General features: G+C 40.5%; 5 protein-coding genes. All 5 read right to left on the reverse strand.

Features of this window, described 5'->3' with window-relative positions:
- Nucleotides 1-72 precede the first annotated feature (72 nt).
- Entirely contained in the window at nt 73-14,232 is a 14,160-nt protein-coding gene (locus tag H6G76_RS23475) for an alpha/beta fold hydrolase (RefSeq protein ID WP_190706304.1), read from the reverse strand.
- 62 nt (nt 14,233-14,294) lie between these two features.
- Nucleotides 14,295-14,741 (reverse strand): hypothetical protein, encoded by a 447-nt coding sequence (locus H6G76_RS23480; protein ID WP_190706308.1) that lies wholly within the window; start codon nt 14,739-14,741, stop codon nt 14,295-14,297.
- A gap of 57 nt (nt 14,742-14,798) precedes the next feature.
- Nucleotides 14,799-16,772, reverse strand: coding sequence for a carboxypeptidase-like regulatory domain-containing protein (locus H6G76_RS23485; RefSeq protein ID WP_190706311.1), 1,974 nt, complete (start codon nt 16,770-16,772; stop codon nt 14,799-14,801).
- 41 nt (nt 16,773-16,813) lie between these two features.
- Entirely contained in the window at nt 16,814-18,862 is a 2,049-nt protein-coding gene (locus tag H6G76_RS23490; RefSeq protein ID WP_190706314.1) for a phage tail protein, read from the reverse strand.
- 30 nt (nt 18,863-18,892) lie between these two features.
- A complete protein-coding gene (locus H6G76_RS23495; RefSeq protein ID WP_190706317.1) occupies nt 18,893-21,466 on the reverse strand; it encodes a putative baseplate assembly protein in 2,574 nt (857 codons plus the stop codon).
- Nucleotides 21,467-21,469 lie beyond the last annotated feature (3 nt).

Consider the following 21,469-nt stretch of genomic DNA (forward strand, 5'->3'; position numbering starts at 1 on the left):
GATTTGCTTGGTTTATTTCAGACTGTAGGTAAGCTTTTGCTCCTATTTCTGTAATTTCATTCGGTTGGCATATCAATCTACCTGCATCGCTTCTTGTTCTTTGATGGAAGCCTCCAAGCCCTCCACATCTTCTTGATAATCTCGTTTAGCCTGGTTGAAAGCTAATGAGCCGTTTAGGTCATGGTTTCCCCCTCGGATGGAATTCACGCCATCTGTATAATCTCGTTTAGCTTGGTTGAAAGCCGATGAGCCGTTTAGATCAAGGTCTCCCGCTTGGATGGAATCCAAGCCGTCTTGATAATGCTTCTCTTCCATCCAACGAGTCATGTTATTTTGATTTTGACTCTTTTTTAAACTATCGGATAATTCTTTTTGGTTAGTATACTCTTGAAATATTCCTCTGTAATTTGCCCAAATATTAGGATAGGCATCTTTTAATGACATCTCCCACTCATGTAATACGTTAGACATGTCGAATATTTGTTGTGTTATTGATGTATCTGAAGTCGGAAAAGCAGTCCATTTAATGTCTGAATATTTTAATGCTAGTTGCTGAATGAGTATCTGATTCAATGTAGCTTTTTCTATATCGCTTAGTTTTTTCCAATTATCTATGATTTTTAGATCGGTTGATCTCAAACTTGCTTCATTTGTCAATGTTTGGAAAATCGCCTTAGCAGCATCGTGATTGTATTTAGCTAGAGGTCCAGTAAAATTACCTTTTGTATTGGAGAACTCATTTACAAATTTTTTAACCCATTCGTTTTCATGTACGAATAAATTGTTATCTTCCAAAAGCGTTAAAAATTTATTGGCATCAGATTCCCCACGCCCTTCTGGCATTCCATCACGATAAGATGTTAAAGGAGCAGATTGATATACCTCGATATAATCCGAAATTGTTTCTTGGATGAAGTTATTCCACTGCAAGTCATTTCTTTTTTTACCTTCTTTAAGTGCTTCATCAATCCTTAAAATATTCGATTTAAGCTTTAGTCTCAAATTGCTCAATCGCTTTTTATTGGCATTGTTATATTCTTCCTTTTCTGTAATCAGTCGACTATTAATCATTGCATCCCAGTTTTGAGCTTGAAGAAGTTGCCATTGACCTTTGAGAACTTTTAAAAACTCTTCAACGTTTTTCCCTTTCGCCAGGTTACTGAGTCTTTGTAATGTCAGATTCCATGCTATTAGATGTGATTTTTGTCCAACAGGACCGAATTTTGTAGGAGGGCGATCGTTGGTTAAATAAATAGCCTTTATCGTATATTCTTTAGCAGAGAATAGCGGAGCATCTGTTGTTTGTTGATGTTCTAATTCAAGTTTGGCTTGCCATGGAAAACCTTTGACACTTGTAGAAGAGTCATCAGTGCTGGTAGTTTCTAAAGTTTCAGAACCAGTAATATTACTTGTTTGAACGCCAGACTTTGATGCTTCCTCAGAAGATTTAGAAGATTTATCAAAGGCTTCTTTTAGTAATTCTAGTAAATTTTGTTCTAGTGATGTTCTCCGTCTAGAAAAGACATCTTTCAGTGTCTTATACTGAAAGCTTTTTTTCAAATTAAAAGATTCCGAGAACTCATCCCAGTTCTGCGGCGGTTTCACTTCTTTGCCATCCAGTTTCTCATTGCGGAGTTTGAAAAAACGTTGAGCTTTCTTAGAGATGTCTGATGCATTTGGTGAAAAGTTATTTTTATCGTTTATTGCTTCGTCCAACTCATGAAAAAATTTATTAGTCTCATTGTCAATAATTTTACTTAGGCTAAAGTTCTCATTTATATGTTTCCCATAAACACGCCATGTGTTGGGATTAGCCCTTGCAAAAGTTTTCAAGAATTTCTCCTGTATCTGATTTATCGCGCCTTTGCCAAGCCCCCAAATACCCTGGTCATGATTGCCGAGGTCTAAATATTTCCTAGCATTGTTAATAACTTTGTCTATTTCTTCTTGCGAGATTGTATGATTGTTCCCATTGTGTAGTTGTAATTCCAAATCATTAAAAAATTTATTAGCAGTAGTCTCCCCACTCGATCCTGCTTGAGAATCTTTAATTTCCCTTGCAAAGATTTTGGTTGAATGTCCTACATGAGTGGAAAGCGGAGCCAGTTGCAAAGCAGTAAAATAATCGGTAATAGCTGATTGTATTATTTTATGCCACTCAAGGGGAGAGAGTTTTTTTGTTTTCAATTCATCAAAATAGTTACTTGTATATTGGTTGAGATATTTTTGGAACTGGTTGTGTGGATTGTATTCTTTTTTATTTTGTTCTGCTAGTGCTTCCCAGTCCTTCTTTAAATAATTTTCTATAAAATATTCTACGGTTATATTTTTTATGTTTTTATAGGATCGAATTAATAATGTCCAAGATATGGAATGAGATTTTTGATCCGTACCAAATTGCGTATCTGGACGATCCTGTATTGGCAAATTAATTTTTCCTATTGTGAAATCTTCTGCTGATTTTTGATTGTTAGCATCATCACTTTCTAATACCCTTTCTAATACAACAGCGTTCGCATAATTAAAACTGGTTTCGACTGGTTGTGCATCGTCATTTTCATTGCTTGATTGCGTTGTGTCCTCCACCTCGCCGTGAGCAGTATTGGGTGAGTCGTCTACATTCATCGCTCTGCGGGCGCGCTTTGCCGCTGGAGCCGTCGCTTTAGCCGTAGTACCCGAATTCATCATTGCTACAAACCCCTCACCAGGACTTGTATCCATCACATCCAAGGTTTGCTCATGTTGTTCTAACTGCTGTCGTAAATTCTCAATATCTCTTTCCAGATCGGTAGCTTCATCTAAATCAGCTTTAGAAAGCCTTTCCAACCGCTCGTTAATTATCCGAGGTAATTTTTCAACCTCCAGTTTGGCTTCCCAAGCACGCGAACCAACTGGTGGTTTACCATTTTTACGAATCCAAGATTGAATCCGCCGTTTGAGTATGCGTATTACCCCTAATAAGCCGGAGTAATGCTGCATCAACTCGACAGTTTTGACGTGCAACTTGATATCAACGGCAGTTGCATCTAGTCCAACCCGCATACCAATTTTCTTGACTTGTCCAGTCAAGGTTGCTAACTTGTAATCGACGCGAACAGTGTTACCAGTGAGGTCAGGGTCAACCTGTACGATAACTTTGCTCTGGAGTTTGGGAGGTAGGGCTTGGGTCAAAGTTTGCTCTACAAAACTACTTACCTCTTTACCAAAAGGTTGACTGACAGTTGAGATATTGCGATCGCTAGTTTCGCTAAGTGCAGTTATCTCAGGTGCATTTTCGCCCCTTGCACCTCCTGAAGCTTCCGACCTAGAACTACTAGATATACCTGTATCGACTGGCACAGTTCCGCGCTTCAAAATACTTTCTAACGCTTTTACCGTTGTAGGGTCATTTGTGTGTGCTGCAACATTTAGATGATCGCCATATGCCAAAGTACTGCTAAGTTGCCTAAATCCTATTTCCTCTACTTCCTGTAGGAAGGATTTTTGTCTTCCTCCGATCGCCGTATCGATCGCTAAATGATCCCCAGACTGGCTTTTCCCACTCATCAAATGGATAGGCAAATCTGGGAACAACGCTTGAATCTTTTGCAGCTTAGAACGGGTGTTGAATTTACCCAGGAACAAGTTGGTTACAGACCTACCCACTCCTAATGGTGTCATATCTGCCGCAGCAGAGGTTGCACTTGGCATGGGACTGTGTAAAACTAATCCCCCCACTTTTATACCTTGTTTAGCAAGCGTCTTAACCACATCGGCTGCGATCGCGCCTCCCAAGGAGTACCCGTGAACTATAATATCTTCAGGTTTGATACCACTGTCGATGAGGTGTTTAGCCATTGCATAGCCATCATCATAAAGTCCAGCCTCAGTGGGTTGACCGGTACTTTGACCGAAACCTCTGTAGTTTACTGCTAATACCTGGCTTCCCAACTCGTTATACTTAGCAGCGATGGGCATAACCTGCGCTTCCGATGGTCCGCCGCTACCAGACAGGAGTAAAACTATTTTCCCTTCTCCAGAACGTTGAATTCTATCTGAGGGGGGATGCGGTGTATATAGCCTACCCTTTAAAGTATTGCCTCCAGTGCTAGGTATGGTCGCATCTGAGATATCTGCAATACTGAGATAAGATGACTTAGCTGTTTGCCTCGATTCCTCCTCATTTTGGGTTTTCCAGGTGCCCTGACTTTCGCTATCTCCAAACTTTCGTTCGTTTTTAGTGCCAAACAATATCTCTCTAAAGCCTGGAACAGTTGATTTTCCGGTTCTTCCCCCACCTTTCCTTTCGTTATATTCTGTGGTTGCCTTTCTCAGTTTTTCTTGTGGGTTAGGTTCTTGCTCGGTTGCAGGAGAAAAGTTTCCTGGTTTACAAGGACTCGAACAGATATTTACATCACCTTCTTGGGTAACTTGAATCTCTGTTCCATTAGATACTTGCTGTTTTGCAACCACATTAGGTGCTTGAATAATCGGTTGATCATCGTAGTGAGTGCTAGATGTGCCTACATCTGTATTGCCACGGCTTTCTGCCGAGAGTCCTTGTTCTTGATCGCCAGATGATCCAGACGCAGTTGATAGTTCCCCTATCACCGCCTGTTTCGGCATTAAACCGCCGAAACTCTTATAAATCTCAATTATTTTCGGTGGATATTGTTTGCCATAAACCAAGCCTAAGAATACTTCCGCTACAAATTCTCGAGGTCTGTTTCCATATTCACTGACTTCTTCTTGTGCAAGCTGCGTTAGTGGCTTCCCGGTAGAGTCTGTTCCCTTAAAATGAGTTCCCCATAGACCATGAAACTTACCTTTAGCATTGTGGTAATGCACAGCATGACCTAACTCATGCACAATTGTTGCCACCCCACTGGGATCATGCTTTGTAGATGAGAATTTGTAATTAGAGTCATCGCCCGCTGCTCTGTTTGTCATTGGATTATTCAAATTCTCAGAGCTAATGTGTATAAAGTTTGGAGCAACATAAATAGCTCGATGCGATGACGAACCACTAATTATTGTTACCTCTTTATTGGCTGAAACTTCTAACTTTCGTCCGTATTTTGATAAATTTACTTCCATCTCTGGTATTTCAAAACCTTTGGCTTGAACCTTTTCGACTGCATCTGTAAACATCTGAAGTCGAGCAGAAAAATTCACATCACTGGGGTCGTGAATCACTTTCATTTTTACGTTACCAATTTCCATATCTTTGGTAACGTTATTTGATTGAATATTGCCGTCCTGATGTGTAAAATTCTCCAATTCAGGATATATAGATTTTTGCGTTACCGAATTTATGTTGTCATTCATAATTGCTTCTACATCAGCTTTACTAAGCGATGTAGCAACGGTAATACTTCCTTGTTTACTCTGCTCTAATTGTCTTTCTTTCGTTGATTGATCAAGGACAGTCATTTTGTCTATAACATCGTCTGTTAATGAATTATCGTCATTTCTAGAACGTGAGAGTAAATCCTTTATTCCATTTGGATTCAATTCACTTGATACAAATCCTTCATGCTGGTAAGCATTGTCTCGCTGTGCATATTTTCCTAAGTCTGGCTCGAAAAGGTGAAACACATCATGTAATTTTTTCGCAGCTAGCATATCCGCGTCTTTTTGCTTCTTTCTGTCCCTAAAAGATTGTAAATCATTTTCAATAACGGTCTTTAATTCATCGACCTTGCTATCTCTTTTACTACCTTTACTACCCTTTGTATTTTGCCAATCTTCAATTTTAGTTAAAATGTTTTCAAGGTTGCTAATATTTTCGCCAAGGTTACCTGCTGTCTCTCTACTGTTCTGGTATTTATTAACAGCCTCGTCAAGATTCTGTAGGGCGGTTGAGCGTGATTTTATCCGTTTAAGAATCGACGACTTGATTGTAGATTCTTTTATCCAGTTTTCTATAATATCCTTTGGCACAGGTATGCAGTTCTCAGAAGCGCGACATAAATCGCCATCCTCTTTTTCCTTCAATTTATGCTCATTGGGTAGTTCTGTCTCCCGAACAAATCCTTCCTCAGAAGTTGGCTTAGGCTCAATCCTCTCTACCACTTCACGTTCTGTGTCCCATTCTTCTGGTGTTAGCTCATCCCCACGCTTAGGAGCAGTTGTCTCAAGAATCTCCCGTTCCCTTGGGGTCATCGCCACGTCAGTTTCAGGTTTTAGACCTCTGGGTGCTTCTGTATCTGTATCTGAGCGACTACCAGATGCGTGGATATCTGCATCTATATGGTTTGTAGTTGGGGGGGTTTCAGTGGTGCGATCGCCAGTTTCACTGAGTGTAGTTGTCTCAGGTGCTTTTTCTTCAGTTTCAGGACGTTTAACACCAGCCACATCTGTATCAGAATGGCTAACTGTTGAGATATCGCGATCGCTAGTTTCGCTGAGTGCAGTTGTCTGACTAGGTGCGTGGACATCTGCATCTAGATGGCTTGTAGTTGGGGGGGGTTCAGTGGTGCGATCGCCAAATGGTTTAAACACAAATTGATTGAGCCTAGTATCGAAGCCCTGATAGCGCCATTCTTTCTTTTGAGTATCGACAAGTGCCTTTCCAGAAAGCTCTAAAGGTTTTTTCTTGTGTTTAATAATTTGCTTGTATGTTTCATCTGGGAATTTATTTTTTAGACTGACCAGGTTTAAGCCTAAAGACTCTCCAGTAGTGCCTTGAGGACGAGGGGGAATATTTCTGTTGGGTGCTTTCTTTGATGTTTTTTGCGAATCGGATGAAGCTTCCCGATCTGTACGTGTTTCGGTTTTTTGGATAGTTTGAGCGCGACTAGAAGAAGCTTGGCTGGTTAATGGAGTGTCTACTATATTTTGTGGACCAGTAGATGGTGCTGTGCTGCTTGATGAAGCCTCCGGACTCTTCGGTACATCACCCATTAGTTTACTTACTGGCGTACCTACATCTGCGTCCACTATAAAGTCTTCTAAACGTGTGATACCTGTAGCATTTTGTATCTTTTTTTCAAGTCCTTCTACATTGCGAATTTTTTCAATAAGTTCTTTTGCACCGCTAATTTCTGGTTTGATATTATGTTGTGACCCTTTGCCATTTTGTTCGATATTTTGTTTGACAATTATTTTCTGAAAGTATTCTAGACCAATTGTTCCAAAAAAGCCTTGTTCGTTGTGTGAACTTGGTTTTGCAATTAAATCTTCTATTTTTGGCGTGCGGAATTCTTCTGGTTCTCCAAACTCTCTAGTCATTTTTCCTTTACCTCCTTTCCCTAATGCCAATATTGTTTTCAGTAAACTCCAAGCTGTAGGAAACTCTTTTGCATAAGGAAACTTTTCTGGATTAGGAAGCTCTTTTGAATTTTTTGTAGCTGTTGGTTTCATAGAGGGAGGAAGAAAACCCATTAAATCTGTATTGGTTGTGAACCAATCTTTGCGTGATGCCATATTTGGATTTAGGACAAGCATAATTTGCCCTCCTGCTCCTTTGGAACCTCCACCAAGCGGGGTTGTACTGCTTTTTGTTATCATCCTGGTATATATATAATAACCTCCTCCCTTTTTAGTATCGTGGTTGGATTTGAGTATTTTTTCTTCTACTAGTTTTGCTCTGCTCTTTAAACCGTCATTTTCTAGTATCGTTAAAAGATTACCAGGTGTAGTTTCATGGGTGAAGCCTAGAATTTGTTCATGTGCCAGAATAGTTCTAATTTCTATATCTAACTGCTTTGCCTCTTCAACTTTTGTATTTGCACCGACTCGTCTCTCAATATCATTGAGTTTGTCTAATAAATCTGGTCTTCGATCAAGCAATTCTGCGTATTTTACTCTAATTTCTTGACAGGTAGAGCAGCTAAATATACGACCATCTTTGAGAACTTTGGTCTCGTGTCCATCAGATGTTTTCTCTTTAGCAACCACACCAGACTCGATTTCTGGCTCATCAAAGTGAGTGCTGCGTCCACTCGATATAGTTGTCTCAGGTGCTTTTTCTTCAGTTTCAGGACGTTTAACACCAGCCATGTCTGCATCAGTACGGCTGACTGTTGAAGTATTGTGATCGCTAGTTTCATTGAGTGCAGTTGTCTGACCAGGTGCGCGACTATATGCATCTGGAGGGCTTGTGGTTAGGGGGGGTTCAGTGGCGCGATCACTAGTTTCGCTGAGTGTAGTTGTCTCCGGTGCTTTTTCGCCCGTTGCATTTGCTGAGGCCTCCGAAGGGCCAACCTGTAGGGTAGATAGTACACTTCCTGTAAAATTATTGGCTGATCCAGCAGTTGGAGTATCAACCCCCATCCAAAACGGATTTTTCCCGAATAGATTCCTTGTATCAACTCTCTTAAAAAGCAGATTTATATTATAATTTTTGTTAAGTTTGGCTACCTGTTCGCTTACCTTTTTATACTCTTGAGTATTAATACTATCATTGTTAGCCAGTGCTTTTAGCTTGCTATTGTACTGAACCCATTCACGAAGAATATTACTTTTCTCTTTTGATGTTAACTTTTGAAATAAGGAATTAGATCGGACAACAACTCTGGAGTTATTCGGAGTTGCTTTAAGAGGTGCAGTACCCTGAATAATTTCATCACGTTGATACAGAAGTTCTTGTCGAGCAGCTTTTTCTAACTGTTGGGTAAATTTTTCTAAGCGCTCTATACCTCCAGTTATGTTGCGGTTTTTTTGAGCATCAACTAAGGTATCTTTATATTGTTCAACGCGACCTAAGATTTGCTGTTCAATAGACTGTTTCATCATATTGTCGCCAGTGTTGTATCTTTGACGCACCTTACCGCGATAAGCAACAAAACGAACTTCTAATGCATCTGGACTAATTTTTGGAGAGTAATTATCGAGCAATTGCACAATATCAACAAAATCCGTAGTGAGTTTGTCAACTGATTTAATGTCTCGTTCAGCAAAGGCAAACATTTTATCTAGTATTAGATCATCCCGTCCTATAAGTGTTACTCCTTCTTCTTGTTGAATTTTAAATTCATCATACTTACCAGTACTAGTGAGACTAATTTCAATCGGTTCGTTGCTACCCTCTGCCTTAACTTCAAGTTTTAACACATATGGTAATTCCTTATCACTAGTCTTGTTAGATACTTGAAAACCTGTTTCTTCTAACTTAACAGTAATCTTCTTAACAATCTCACTTCTTTCACTTTGGTCTTGCCATCTTTGTTTAAAATCTTGTCCCATCTTATAATCCAAGTCCTTGATATTACGACCACTTCCCAAAACAGCAGCCGCTCCACCACCACCCAAAAAGGCTGGTATTTTTAAATTGTTCAAAATATTTTCAAGTTCTTTTGCTAGCCCTAATTTAATAGAATTATTCTGTTTTGTAAGAGATTTTTCAATAAGAACTTTCTCGAACTCATCTAGGATCTTAGATTCTTGGTTATCATCTAACTCAGATTGTTTAATTTCTTCCAGTCGTTCTTTAAGTGATTTTTCTTTCTGTAATAGACTACTGTAATTCTGCTCAATAAGTGCTATTTTTTCTGAAGTTTGTAGCTGTGACTCTATAGTTTCTAATTTTTTTTCCTGCGTTGCTGGGATTCCCTCCTGTGCCTGTCTTTTTAGGTTCTCCTCAGTTTTACCTAATTTTGTTAGTAATTTGTCTAGTTTGTCTACCTCGGGTTCTAATCTATTTTTAAACTTGTCTAAAGCTTTCTTTTGATTTTCCTTTTGCTTTGCCAAATTAGGGTTTTCGAGAATATTTTCTATATTTTTTATTTTTTCGAGTGCCTCCTTGTATTTTTGAAGTAGTCCTTCAAAATGTTTAGCCTGTTCAGATTTTTTATCTGGATCACTAATTTGCTTAATCTCCTCAAATTTATCTTTCAGCTTAGAGTTGTTCTCTAGTATGTCTGAATATTGACGCTCAATTTCCTCACAGGTTGTACACCGAACAATGCGACCATCTCTGAGAACTTTAATTTCGTGTCCATCAGCCGTCTTCTCTTTAGCAACCACACCAGACTCGATTTCTGGCTCATTAAAGTGAGTGCTGCGTCCACTCGATGTAGTTGTCTCTGGTGCTTTTTCTTCAGTTTCAGGACTTTTAACACCAGCCACATCTGTATCAGCATCAGCACGGCTGAGTGTTGAAATATCGCCAGTTTCGCTGAGTGTAGTTGTCTCTGGTGCTTTTTCGCCCGTTGCATTTTCTTCCCGTAAGGGTTGCTGATGCATATCTGCGATCTTGATAGCACGTTTCTTAATAAATTTACCAAAACCAGATTTATCAAGTTTTTCAGTTGACTTTTTCGCCTGTTCTACTCGTTTATCTAATTGCTTGGGTTTTAGTTTTGCAAGTTTAGCAACTTCCTTAGGCTTGATTCCAGTTTCTTTAGCAACTTTATTTACTCCCTCATCAAACGCCTTTTGATTACTGGGTTGTAGTTCAGCCAGTCCACGAATTTCATTTAGATGATTTGGCTTAAGTTCAGCAACTTTAGCTCTTGTCGCAATTACAGACAGCTTGTGGCTAAGTCTACTACCTAAAGCATGACCACCTAGACCCATAACAGCGCCTATGCCAATATTTTTTCCAATCTCTTCCCAATTAATCGGCTCTTCCTTCATTGCTGTAACGGCTAAATCGCCAAAGAGGCTACCAAGGGCATTGAAAACCTGATCGATTCCCAGCCTAATAGCCAAGTCCACCGATTTTTTAAGTGCTTCTTTACCCGCTGTGACAGCAAATTTACCCAGTACTCCGCCAACACCACCAAGCACACCACCAATCGCACCAGTAAGGGCTGCATATCCGATATCATCCGACCACTTCTTACCATCGATCGCATTGTTGATGATCTGGACGATGATCCCAGAGACAACACCAACCAATACCCCAACAAAGAGCGCACCAAGTAGCCCTCCTCCTGGAGGAAAAACTATTGTCACAACTATTGTCACAACAGCGGCAATAATTATCACAATCCACTTGAGGGCTGTTTTCCAGCGTGGTTGTACTTGCTCTGCGGCTTTGTCAGCAGCATACTTAATAGCGCATTCTTCACTTTGCTGAGTATGTCCGTAAATGGCTCCCCGTAGACCTTCTTCCAAGTCGTTGACGCTTTTTTGGTAGCGATTCGGGTCAAAATTCTGCTTGAATGTGGTTTCAATCCCTTCTGTTAATTGACTAAAACCTTTAACAACTGTTTGAGTAGCTTTTGTAAATGTTTTTGTATAAGCTCGCCGAATTTCATTGAAGGTATGTGTAGTGCCTTCCTTCAAATGAGCTAGGGTCGTTTTCGTTTCTTCAACAACAGTTGCAGACTCGTCAATTCCACTTTCAGTAATTCCAGTTACAGCACCAACTGCTTGCTTTCCTCCCTGGCTAATTCCTTTCCTTGAAGTCGCAATACCCTTTTGTGTTTGCCTCTGTACCATAGCAACAGCAGTGTCAAACCGCCTCATGATTTCTGCTAAAGTGATACTCAACTCTTCAGGTAATGGTGCTTCTATACCCTGAAACTGGGCAATGCTATTTTCCAAAGCATTTTGCAACGATGTCGCAATTTGATTAACTCCATTTTGTATGGAGGCGATCACATTTTGGGCATCCCGTTCAATTGCCAATATTTGGCGTTGACCGTAACCCTCCAGCAATTGTAATTGCACAGCTTCTTGTAAGTCCAAAGACTGTAATGTCGATTGCAGGGTTTGGTTAGCTGTCTGAGTTAGCTGAATTTCTGCTTCTGCTACTTGAGAAAGAGCTTGCTCCTCAACAACAATCAAATTTTCGAGACTTTGTTGTTGCAGAATTTGCGCCTGTTGGCGATACTGTTCGGCAATGGTATGAGCAGTTTGAATATCTTTTGGCTTCTGTTTTTGGAGTTCATCAGCTTGAGCGTTGGCTTCGTTAATTAACTCACACTTATATTGTTTTGCTACCTTTTTAGCTGCGTCAGCCCTAGCATCGAGTCGATTATCAGTGATTGGTCCGTCCCAGAAGTTGTCATCTCGATGTATCTTTTGAGACTCCCATTCCTTTGCCCTCTGCTCCCCAAGGGCTAGGGCTTCAGCACCTACCATCTGACCCACATTCTGGAATTGACCGCAAACCTTAACATAAGATTCGTTAATCTCATCGAGTTGTTTGCCTTCGCGGTAATCTATTGTAAAGAGAGCTTTTACGTATTCTGTTTCTGTTTGTTGGCGACCTATGGTCGTTTTTTGGGGAATTGCGGCTTTTGCTACCTGATAAAGTGTATGAATGTGAGCGATTGTTGCCTGTGCGTCGCTTTGAGCTTGATCGCGCTGCCCACTAATTTGGGCAGCAACGGCAGCCTTTTGTTGCTCAATTGTCCCCCTAACCGAGGCTATAGCTTCTTTTGACGCTTCCTGAATCTGTGTGAGAATTTCTTGTCCCAGTGCAGTCACCTTTTGCACTTGCAAAGCCCCTTGAGCCAAGAAGCTACTCGCCATACTGGTAGTGATCGCCCTTTGCTGTTGCATTTCTCCAGCATTATCCTCTCCTGCAACAGCTGTTTTCTGCTGAGGTAAGGCAAAGGTGATTCCTGTAGAGGTCAACCGTGCTGTCTCAGTATTGGTCGCATGTAGCTGTGCTTGTGCTTTTAAGGCTCGATCTGTGGCTTCAGCTTTCTGTGCTATAACCCCACTGTTAGCCGCTTCAGCCTGGGCTTCCAAATCTAGGTGTGCTGGTGCTTCTGAAGCAAAAGTTGTAGCTTCTGCGTTCTGTAGTTTGGTTTTTGAGCTAACAACTTTACCCCTACCTCGTGGATGCAGGTGGGAACCATTATTTCTGGAAACAGCTTTTTGACGCGGTTGTGCTTTTGGTATATTACTTGATGATTGACTTTGTGCTTTACCATCAGCACCCTCTTCTGGTGCCGAACTTATGCTACCTGTGGAACATGCACTAGGTTTCTCTTCGCATTCTTTATTTTTATCTTTACCTTTCTTCTCACCATCGCTATCAGGTGGCGGTGGGGGACACTGGGATGAACCCGATTGTGCAGGCTGTTGTGCAGCATTAGGGTCACTATCTTTTGGATAGACTTGCCCGGTCTCTGGAGAATTTGAGGGTTCTTGCTTAACAGTAGCGTCGGGAGTAGCACCAGGATTTGCTTTGGCTTGAATGACTCCCTTCTCTTTTTTGCGATCGCACTGAGAACAAGCCCGTTGCACCCCAGTATCCTCAGGTGACTTAGTAATCATTACCTCTGGCTCTGTCGTTTGTTGAGTCTCACTACCATTTTGCTGGATAACGTGAGTCAACTCGTGTGCCAGTAACTCCTGCCCCTGCTTACTATTAGGATCGTAAGCTCCATGACGGAAGAAAATATCTTGCCCTACGGTAAAGGCACGAGCCTGAAGCGATCGATTCATCTCATCAGCTTTGGCATCGGCGTGAATTCTCACACCACTAAAGTCAGCCCCAAACGCCTGCTCCATCGGTTGCCGGATATTTTCTGCCAGAGGCTCTCCCTTACCTTGCGCCTCTTGGATAGAATCTTCTAGCTCTGTTGTCGCTACTGCCTTCCCACCCCCAACAGGTTGACGCTGTACCAATGGCTGCATCGTCAGTTCTTCTGCTTCTTCTTGAGCTTCGGGCATTTCTTCTTGGGGGAAAGTGCCTGTCTCCGGCTTCATCTGGGCGAGGTTCTCTTCCTCCTTCTTCTCACATCCCCCGCACTTCTTCTGCAATTGCAGGGAATCTGTTTCCTGCTTGACCTCGGCTGGCTGCTCTTCCTCTGTTTCCTCCGGCATTTCCTGCCGTTGAATCGTGCTAATTTCCGGCTTTTTCTGAAGTTCGGCTTCAGGTATCGTCTCGCTCTGTATCGCCTGACCTCGATCTGACTGGGATGGCGCATTTATCCTCTGTACCACCTGTTGCGCCGTCCGATCCGCCTCTTGCTCGTACTTATCCCCCACCGCACCAATCGTTAGCTTTGCTTGTATCAGAGGCTTTTCAGTCGCGTTAGCGGGTGTTTCCTCCCCCATCCCCCGCGCTAATTGCAACACTTGATTCACATAGGGATTTCCATACTGCTGCTGCAATTGCAGTAATAATTGCCTGTTAGAAGATTGCTGATTAGCTGGAGCGCGATTCAGGATAGCCGCATGGGCACTAGGATTAGGAGCATTGCCCATCCGCGAAACTTGCTGTACCAATGGGTCAAGAGGGGCGGTGGCGATGCCAAGTGCATTCCCAGAAGCATTTTTAACCGCAGTTTGTTGGTGGTCTGTCTTGCTATTAACGTTTTTATCCTGCTTCGGCTCGTGCATTTTTTACCTCTTTTCCCAGGCTCCTGGAGTAGCTTGCCCAGTAACAGCGTCAATTTTCTAATTCAGTTTTCTTCTAAGGGATTGGCGGCTAAATTCGCTTCTCCCTCTGGTATTAGCTCAATCTGCTCCGCCTCCTGCTCGTGGTTATCCTCCACTGGTGCAGGTAAAGCTGACTCTTCCAGTGATGGTTCAGTTAGGGCGATCGCTCTTCCCTCATCCATTTGCAATAACAATTGCAGCACCTGGTTGACGTAGTGATTCCCATACAGTTGTTGTAAATGTAGCAACAACTGCCAATTAGAAGATTGTTGATTAGCTGGTGTGCGATTCAAGATAGATGCGTGGGTGCTGATATTGGGAGAATTACCCATCTGTAATATGTACTGCGTTAGAGGGTTGTGTGGGGAGGCTTCTGGTGTAACTGGCGACACCTTTTTTTTAGCCACCCCCGGTTTTCGCCACAATTGTGACAGAACCTGAGCTTTTTTATCCGGTTTCAGCGCGTACATTTTTACCTCTTCATTTGTATGTTCTGCGGAGTGGTTTTCTGTTTTGATATCTCATCTTTATGTCTCTGAGATGCGGTATCTATTACCATTGCCACGCTGGATTTCACCTGCATCAACCAGTTGTGTAAGTACGGGTTCCAATTCAGACCGTGCTACTCCCAATTCTCGCATTAAACCCGTAATTGTTATTCCCTCAGCATTACTCCTAATTAATTCTAAAATTTGATTGTTGGTGGAATTTGATGGTGCATTTATCTCTTGAGAACCAGTAATTACCCAATAAACAACTTTAACTTTTTGCTCTTTGTTGTTGTTGCAAAGGTTAGCATCAAAACCATGAATTTCAAAGGTTTTGTTGTAGGGTAGTGGTACGTAAGCTACATACATACGTGGTAGTTGGATATTAGAACCAAAGATAAAGTGTAGTCCCTCCTTTTTTCCTAAATTTGGACGGGTAATTGGCGGAATATCTGCTGGTAATATGGGAGCAAGCATGACAGAAAAAGGTTGTCCTTCTTTTAAACCCTCCACTGTTACGCTCATAGGTACTAAACTGCCCTTTGGCAAAGCTTCATCTGTTTCAAATTCGAGTTCCTGTATGCCTGTAAATATTGCGCTAGATGTTGATGCACTATCCCCTGTAGCTGAAATTACTAATTCGTTGGGCTTTTGTCCGGGAACGAGGTTGATATTATCTCCAGGGGTGAAGATAAACTTTCCACTAGCATCAGGACCTCTGTCATTAATTAGCAAATTATGAACATGGTCTGCACGAGCAAATTCTGTGGAACTTCCAGGATTTGATGCTTGTTGGATACTGGTTGCCGTCTCTCCGGGAACGGGAAGTTTTACTGAAGAAGCAACTTTTAAATCAAATGATTGTTTATCCTGAGTTTTGGCAATACTAATACTGTTATCTGAGGAAGTGAATGTTTTGGCATTTATTTTGCTAGCTGTGACAACATCATCCTCTAAGCTATGGGCATGATCTGCGCGAGCAAATTGTGGAGAGATTCCCGGAATTAAAGTTTGTTGAATACTGCTTACTGTATCTGCTGGTGCGGGAACTGTAGTACTAATTTTACTCAGTAGGTCATACAGCATAGGATTACTGTAAACAATTTGGCGATACTTTACAGTTTCTTGTTTATCAAGTGTTGGTGGAGCGTTATCTGTCGGAATATTTACGACAGCTAGCAATATTTTATTATCTTGATTGTATCCAGAATAAGTATTTAAGTAATCGTTATAGTAATTTTGAACTAATTCCTGAATAAGAAATGATGGGGTTTCCGATGAGTCAGGAATCAGTATTAAATCTTCTATAGTTTTGATTGATTCGCTTTGCTTATCTAGAGAAACAGTGATTGCTCCTGAAAATTGGGTTTCAAAGCCATTTACTGAAGCTTTTACCTGATAAGTTCCATTGGGGACTAGAAGTGTATAATTACCTGATATATCAGTATAGGTAACTGCTTTGACGATTTGATTTTTTTGATCTACAGCTTCGACTTTGACTCCCAAAATAGATTCCGAATCTGTATCAGTTTCTACATAAATTTTGCCTTTAATCTGTGCAGATGGCACTTCTGAACTAGCAAAAATTGTGTAAGTTTCTTTAACCCTCGCATAACCATTTTCTACCTGAGATACACGTTCTGTCTGCTGCTCCTTATATTGGATGTAAATGTAGTTTTTACCTCTAGTGTTAAATTCCAATGTTTCAGATATATTTTGGGGAACAATAATTTCTTGTCCCAAAGAATCTAAAGCTACGCCTTGAGATATTTGAATTCTCAGGAAAAGTTTATCTTGCTGATTATCTTTTTCAATACTGATTTTTTCATTGACTCCCAAGCCGCAAACTATACCCTTACCCCGAACGAGACGATTGAGGAGATGGCTTTTTTCAATTCCATATTTTTGTTCTATTTCAAAATCACGTACAGTTAGTAATTTGCCATAAAAATAACTATTACGTTCAAAATAATTCAATGAGAATTCTGTGCCTGCCAATCCATTATTTGCCATAAATTATCAACCCCTTATGTCCTAGTATGCTTGAATTATAATTAGTTTAATTTGGTGTCTAAACCTATTCTCGAACGTCTTTCTAGTTGTCCGAATTCTTCAATATCGGTTAAAATATTTTCCTGGGAAATAGCTCCTCCCATATCCAACTGTAAACTAGGTTCAAATACACAACTGTTAAATCCTAAATATGACTCTTTATCCAAAGAAATCCAGGGTTGCAATAGCTTTATCCGAGCTTCTGTATAAGCTGGTGTATCTGCTTCAACCAGACGTTGAATAGTTTGTAGTTCTATTTCGTTATTAACTTGGAAAGGACTGAGCAAAACCCAAAAACGAAAAAGCTCGTTGTCCTCAAAGTATTCCTTTTTCAGGATTGCATTTACTTGGTTATTTTGGTTACTCTCTTCTAGTTGAAAATACTCAATTATTAAAGGGCGATCGCCTGTAAATAACTCGACTGTCGCGGCAATTCCTTCCCTTGTCCCGCGCTGCTTATATAGTTGCGGTGCTTTCCTAATCAAGTTGCGTAGTTGCTCTTGCGTCCAATTGTCATCAGTAGCGATCGCCAGCCAGGTAGATAGCCAAGGTAAGAATTCCTCACCTACAACATCTGCATCAAAGTAGCGGACAATATGGTCTATCTGCCCTTCTAAGTTTCCTAAGAAGGTTTCAAATAACGAGAGAAAACGTTCAAGAAAATCGCGGCTTGTTTCATCCTCCTGATAAACAGCTGGTAAATAACGTAAATATGACAGTCTCGGGAAAACTACACGAAGATTTTTAAGTATTGGCGTTTTATGTTCGGTGCCAATGAATTCTACTTTTAAATGCAGATATCGCCCTCGGGGACTGGGATTTTCTCGATCGCCGCGAATGAGAGCATCCCCAGGATTAATCAAAGGTTCAAAGTATGCTCCTGGCTGCCACTTACTATCTGTAATTGAATAATAAACTTTTATTTGCGTGTTTTGGGGAATCTCCCGCTCTAAAATCAGTTTATGCCACTGTTGACCAGGCATAGTACTATCAAAAACTCTTGTAAAAGAACCTGTCGGTAATTCTTGTCGCTTCTGGCGTAAAAATTGCTGTTCTCGCCGCAAAACGTTGACTGTTTGTTTCTCAGAATTGAAGATAAACAGGCGATCGCCGACGCAAATCATTTTGTGTACAGCACCGCGATAAGCTAAAACTGGTTCCACAGTTCCTCCAGATGGGGGACAGCGAAAAATGAATCTGTCTTCCTCTTCACCCTCTTTCAGACTTCGCTTATCACCAATGTATACATTTCCCTGGCTGTCAACTGCTAGTCCTGAAGGTTCAATTTCTTCTGGAACCAATACTTGTTCGCGCAATTGGCGAAAAATAATCCATGTACTAATACCGTTGCTATCAAACCTCACTACCTTTTCATTATTTTTTTCATTATTTTTTCTACTATAAAGAACATAAACAGTGCCATTGCTACCCAAGGCGATCGCAGTTGGATGTACAGTATCATTATTATCTCTGGTAAATCTTGTTGTTTCTATTCGTTGTCCTGATGGAGCATATTTAGCAACAACCTGTTCGCCACAATCTAAAAGCGCATATACTGTCCCGTCTGTTGTATGCGCCGCCAAATCGACAACCTTCACATTTTCTGGAAGCGTCACAACCCATCTAATTTGCCAGTTAAATCGGGAAAAGGCATAGATACGAGATTGAATTGTATCTCCTGCAACTTGCTCTATAACTTCAGATTCATCTGCTACGTAAATAGTCGATTTACTAAAGGCAATGTTTGTAGGCTTACCAAGTAAAGCATCCAGATATGCAACTGGTTCTAAGTATTTTTGCTCTGAATCAAAAAGCCAAATTCGTCGCTCTTTTGTATTCAGCAAATACAGTTGGGAAAAATCATCAACCCCCAAATCAACAGCTTCCAATTGTCCAAAAAATTGTTTGTCAAAAATCTGGCTTTCAAATACGAATTGATAACCAGGTTTTAGTTGCAATCCCTCATCAGAAATGTGCAAATTTTCCGGCTGGCATTTTTGCCAATCAGCTTTTGTATTCAAAACTAAAAATTTAAATTCTTTCTGGTTCATATCATTGTCTTAATTTATAAATTTTTCTTCTTAATAAGAGATTTCGTGTTTAGTTGAGTAAATCAAACTATTTGTAGAAATATGAATATTTCCGTATTGGTCGAGATATGCCTCCGCATCTTGATCTGCATTTGGAATAGATAAAACTAAGCTTTTTACAGAATCCACCCCTGATGTAAAATCTTCAATTGCTTTATAAACTTCCGATTCATAGACTGTTCGTCCAAACTGCCAGCCTCTACCTTCCGAGCCTCCATTTAAGGGGTGTAAAAATCTCTCAATCAGGGACTTATTTACTTGGTTGCAAACCTCATCAGGGTCAAATCCAGAGCGAATCCGTAATAAAGCCTTCACTTTGACTTCAACATAGCAGGGGGGAATGACTTCTAATTTGGTAGTAATCAACCTGTGTGGTTCTAAATGTTGGCGAACATTTTGCAGAAATCCTGAGCTTGGGGAAGCAGGTACAAGGGTTTCACTGTAAGGTACAACCACTACTTTGACCAAATTTTTTGCTGACGCTGCGGTTGGTGCAATCGCTTTAGCTCTAGCAACACGAAGTCCAGGGGTGGAAAGAGCCAATAACTCGAAATCTTCAGAAGTAACAGTTCGTTCTATTTGCTTCAAGTCTTTTCTGGCACGTAGTTTCGCTTTTTCTAATGTTTCTAGTGGCGCACCCCCAGAGGCGACTCCTTGGTTTTCTACTATTAATTTTGTAGGATATATAGATTCTGCATCCACTAATTGATTAATTGTATTCGCTTCAACATTACCTTTTTCTCCACTGCTGGTTTGACAAGAAACTACACAGATACTTTGCTTGTCTTCAAAATCTAAAACCTGGGGAATATCGCCATTAATACCGTCACCAAAATAAATTTCACCCTTCTCCGTATCTAAGACATAATGTGGGTCTTCTGGCTTGGAAGCATCAAAATCATCAACTCGAATCCAATCCCGCCAGAAGTAATCTTCTTGAATTTGCTCTTTAACTTGAATTTTAAAGCTTTCGGGAACTACGAAAAACTGCTTGAGAGAGAAAGTTTGACCTGGCATTCCATTGCTACCACCGAGAAACCGCTTTTCCTCAAATTCGTCTAGATAAGAAACAAGTCTGATATTGTTTGTACCTTTTGATGGGACTCTACCGCGAAAAGTAACCGTTACTGTTCCTTGTTCTTGGTTTTTTTGTAGCCTATAATTCTGCCAATCTTTCCAGTATCCATACTGCACTTCAAATTTATGAGATAAGACAACAGCCAGCCAAAAAATTGGGTCTAAAATTTCTAAGCGAGAGTTAAAGAATAATAAGGATAGGGTTAAAGGAAATTGTTTAACTTGAATGATGCTGTCGCCAGTTAGCATTAAATATGAAACTGGAAATGATTGAGCACGTTGATAATTACTTGAATAGGTTTTAAATTCGCTGATGCTATGTTTTTGAGTAACTGCAATAGCATTTAATAAAATATTGTTTATTTTAGGAGGTAGTTCATATCCAGCATTTTGAACAGTTACTCGCAGCCAGAAAAGTTGTTCTGGGAAAGGAAATATATTACGTACATACATATCCATTGGCGCTATAAACCACATCCGACCACTCTGGGATAAATTCAGCGTTTCGTCACGAGCGATATCTAGTTGTTTCCACAGGCGATCGCTACCACAATATTCCCAAGCAAGATTAGCTGAAGGAATAATTTTTACAGGTTTTTCTCCATATTTACCTCGCTTAATAGGGTAATCTTCAAAGAGGTTAAAGGTTAAAGAGATGGATTGATTGACGGGAAATGGTTGACCGTATATACGGGTAGAGTTGTCTTTTTTGACGACAATAAAATAAATCTGATCCGTAATATTTTCATCGAAGGTAAGTTTGACCAGATTGTTCACTTCATCAAGTTCCAATGTTAGACATTTATTGCCATCAGTAATAATAATTTTCCCATCATCACTTTTATAAATAGCTTCATGATCTATATTTTTAACCCAACTAAATCCAAGATATAGGTCTAAAAACTGCTTAAGTCTTTCGCTATGTGTGTCACCTTCGGTTCCAGGAACTTTATCCCAATCAAATATATATAATTTGAAACCAAAATACAGGCAACTCCCAGCTTCCGCCTTTTCACCAAAGGCAAAAAATGAAAGTCCCTGTTGCTCAATAGCTTTTATATTGTCTTTCCGTCCTAATTTAAAAGAACTAATCACCTTTTCTAAACTGTCTGGAATTATAAGCAAGGGAGCATCAGTCTCAAATATTATCTGCTCGTTAGTAGTTAGTTTTGTCCCTTGGGGAACCCTAATAGGTGCAATTTCCTGTTTATCAACAAACGAAAATTTGACATCAGTAGTCGCTGAGGTAACATCTTTCAGTCGTGTGCCAACAAGTTTCAGGAACTTGATAATATTTTCATCTCTAACTTGATCCAAATAATAACGCTGAAGTTCAGTCAGCCAAGCCAAAAGCTCGATGAAAGTAATACCAGGGTCGTGGGTATTATAATCTGTCCAGTCGGGGGCATAACGAGGAATTAATTTCCGCGCATCTTCCATCAATTGGACAAAAGTTTTGTCATCTAGTTGTGGTAAAGGTAATGCCATTGT

The sequence above is a fragment of the Nostoc sp. FACHB-152 genome, assembly GCF_014697475.1.
In the GTDB taxonomy this organism is placed as follows: domain Bacteria; phylum Cyanobacteriota; class Cyanobacteriia; order Cyanobacteriales; family Nostocaceae; genus Nostoc_B.

Coding starts and splice junctions, on each gene's coding strand:
- H6G76_RS23480 (WP_190706308.1), bottom strand. CDS start 14,741: ATGTACGCGCTGAAACCGGATAAAAAAGCTCAGGTTCTGTCACAATTG.
- H6G76_RS23490 (WP_190706314.1), bottom strand. CDS start 18,862: ATGAACCAGAAAGAATTTAAATTTTTAGTTTTGAATACAAAAGCTGAT.
- H6G76_RS23485 (WP_190706311.1), bottom strand. CDS start 16,772: ATGGCAAATAATGGATTGGCAGGCACAGAATTCTCATTGAATTATTTT.
- H6G76_RS23495 (WP_190706317.1), bottom strand. CDS start 21,466: ATGGCATTACCTTTACCACAACTAGATGACAAAACTTTTGTCCAATTG.
- H6G76_RS23475 (WP_190706304.1), bottom strand. CDS start 14,232: ATGCACGAGCCGAAGCAGGATAAAAACGTTAATAGCAAGACAGACCAC.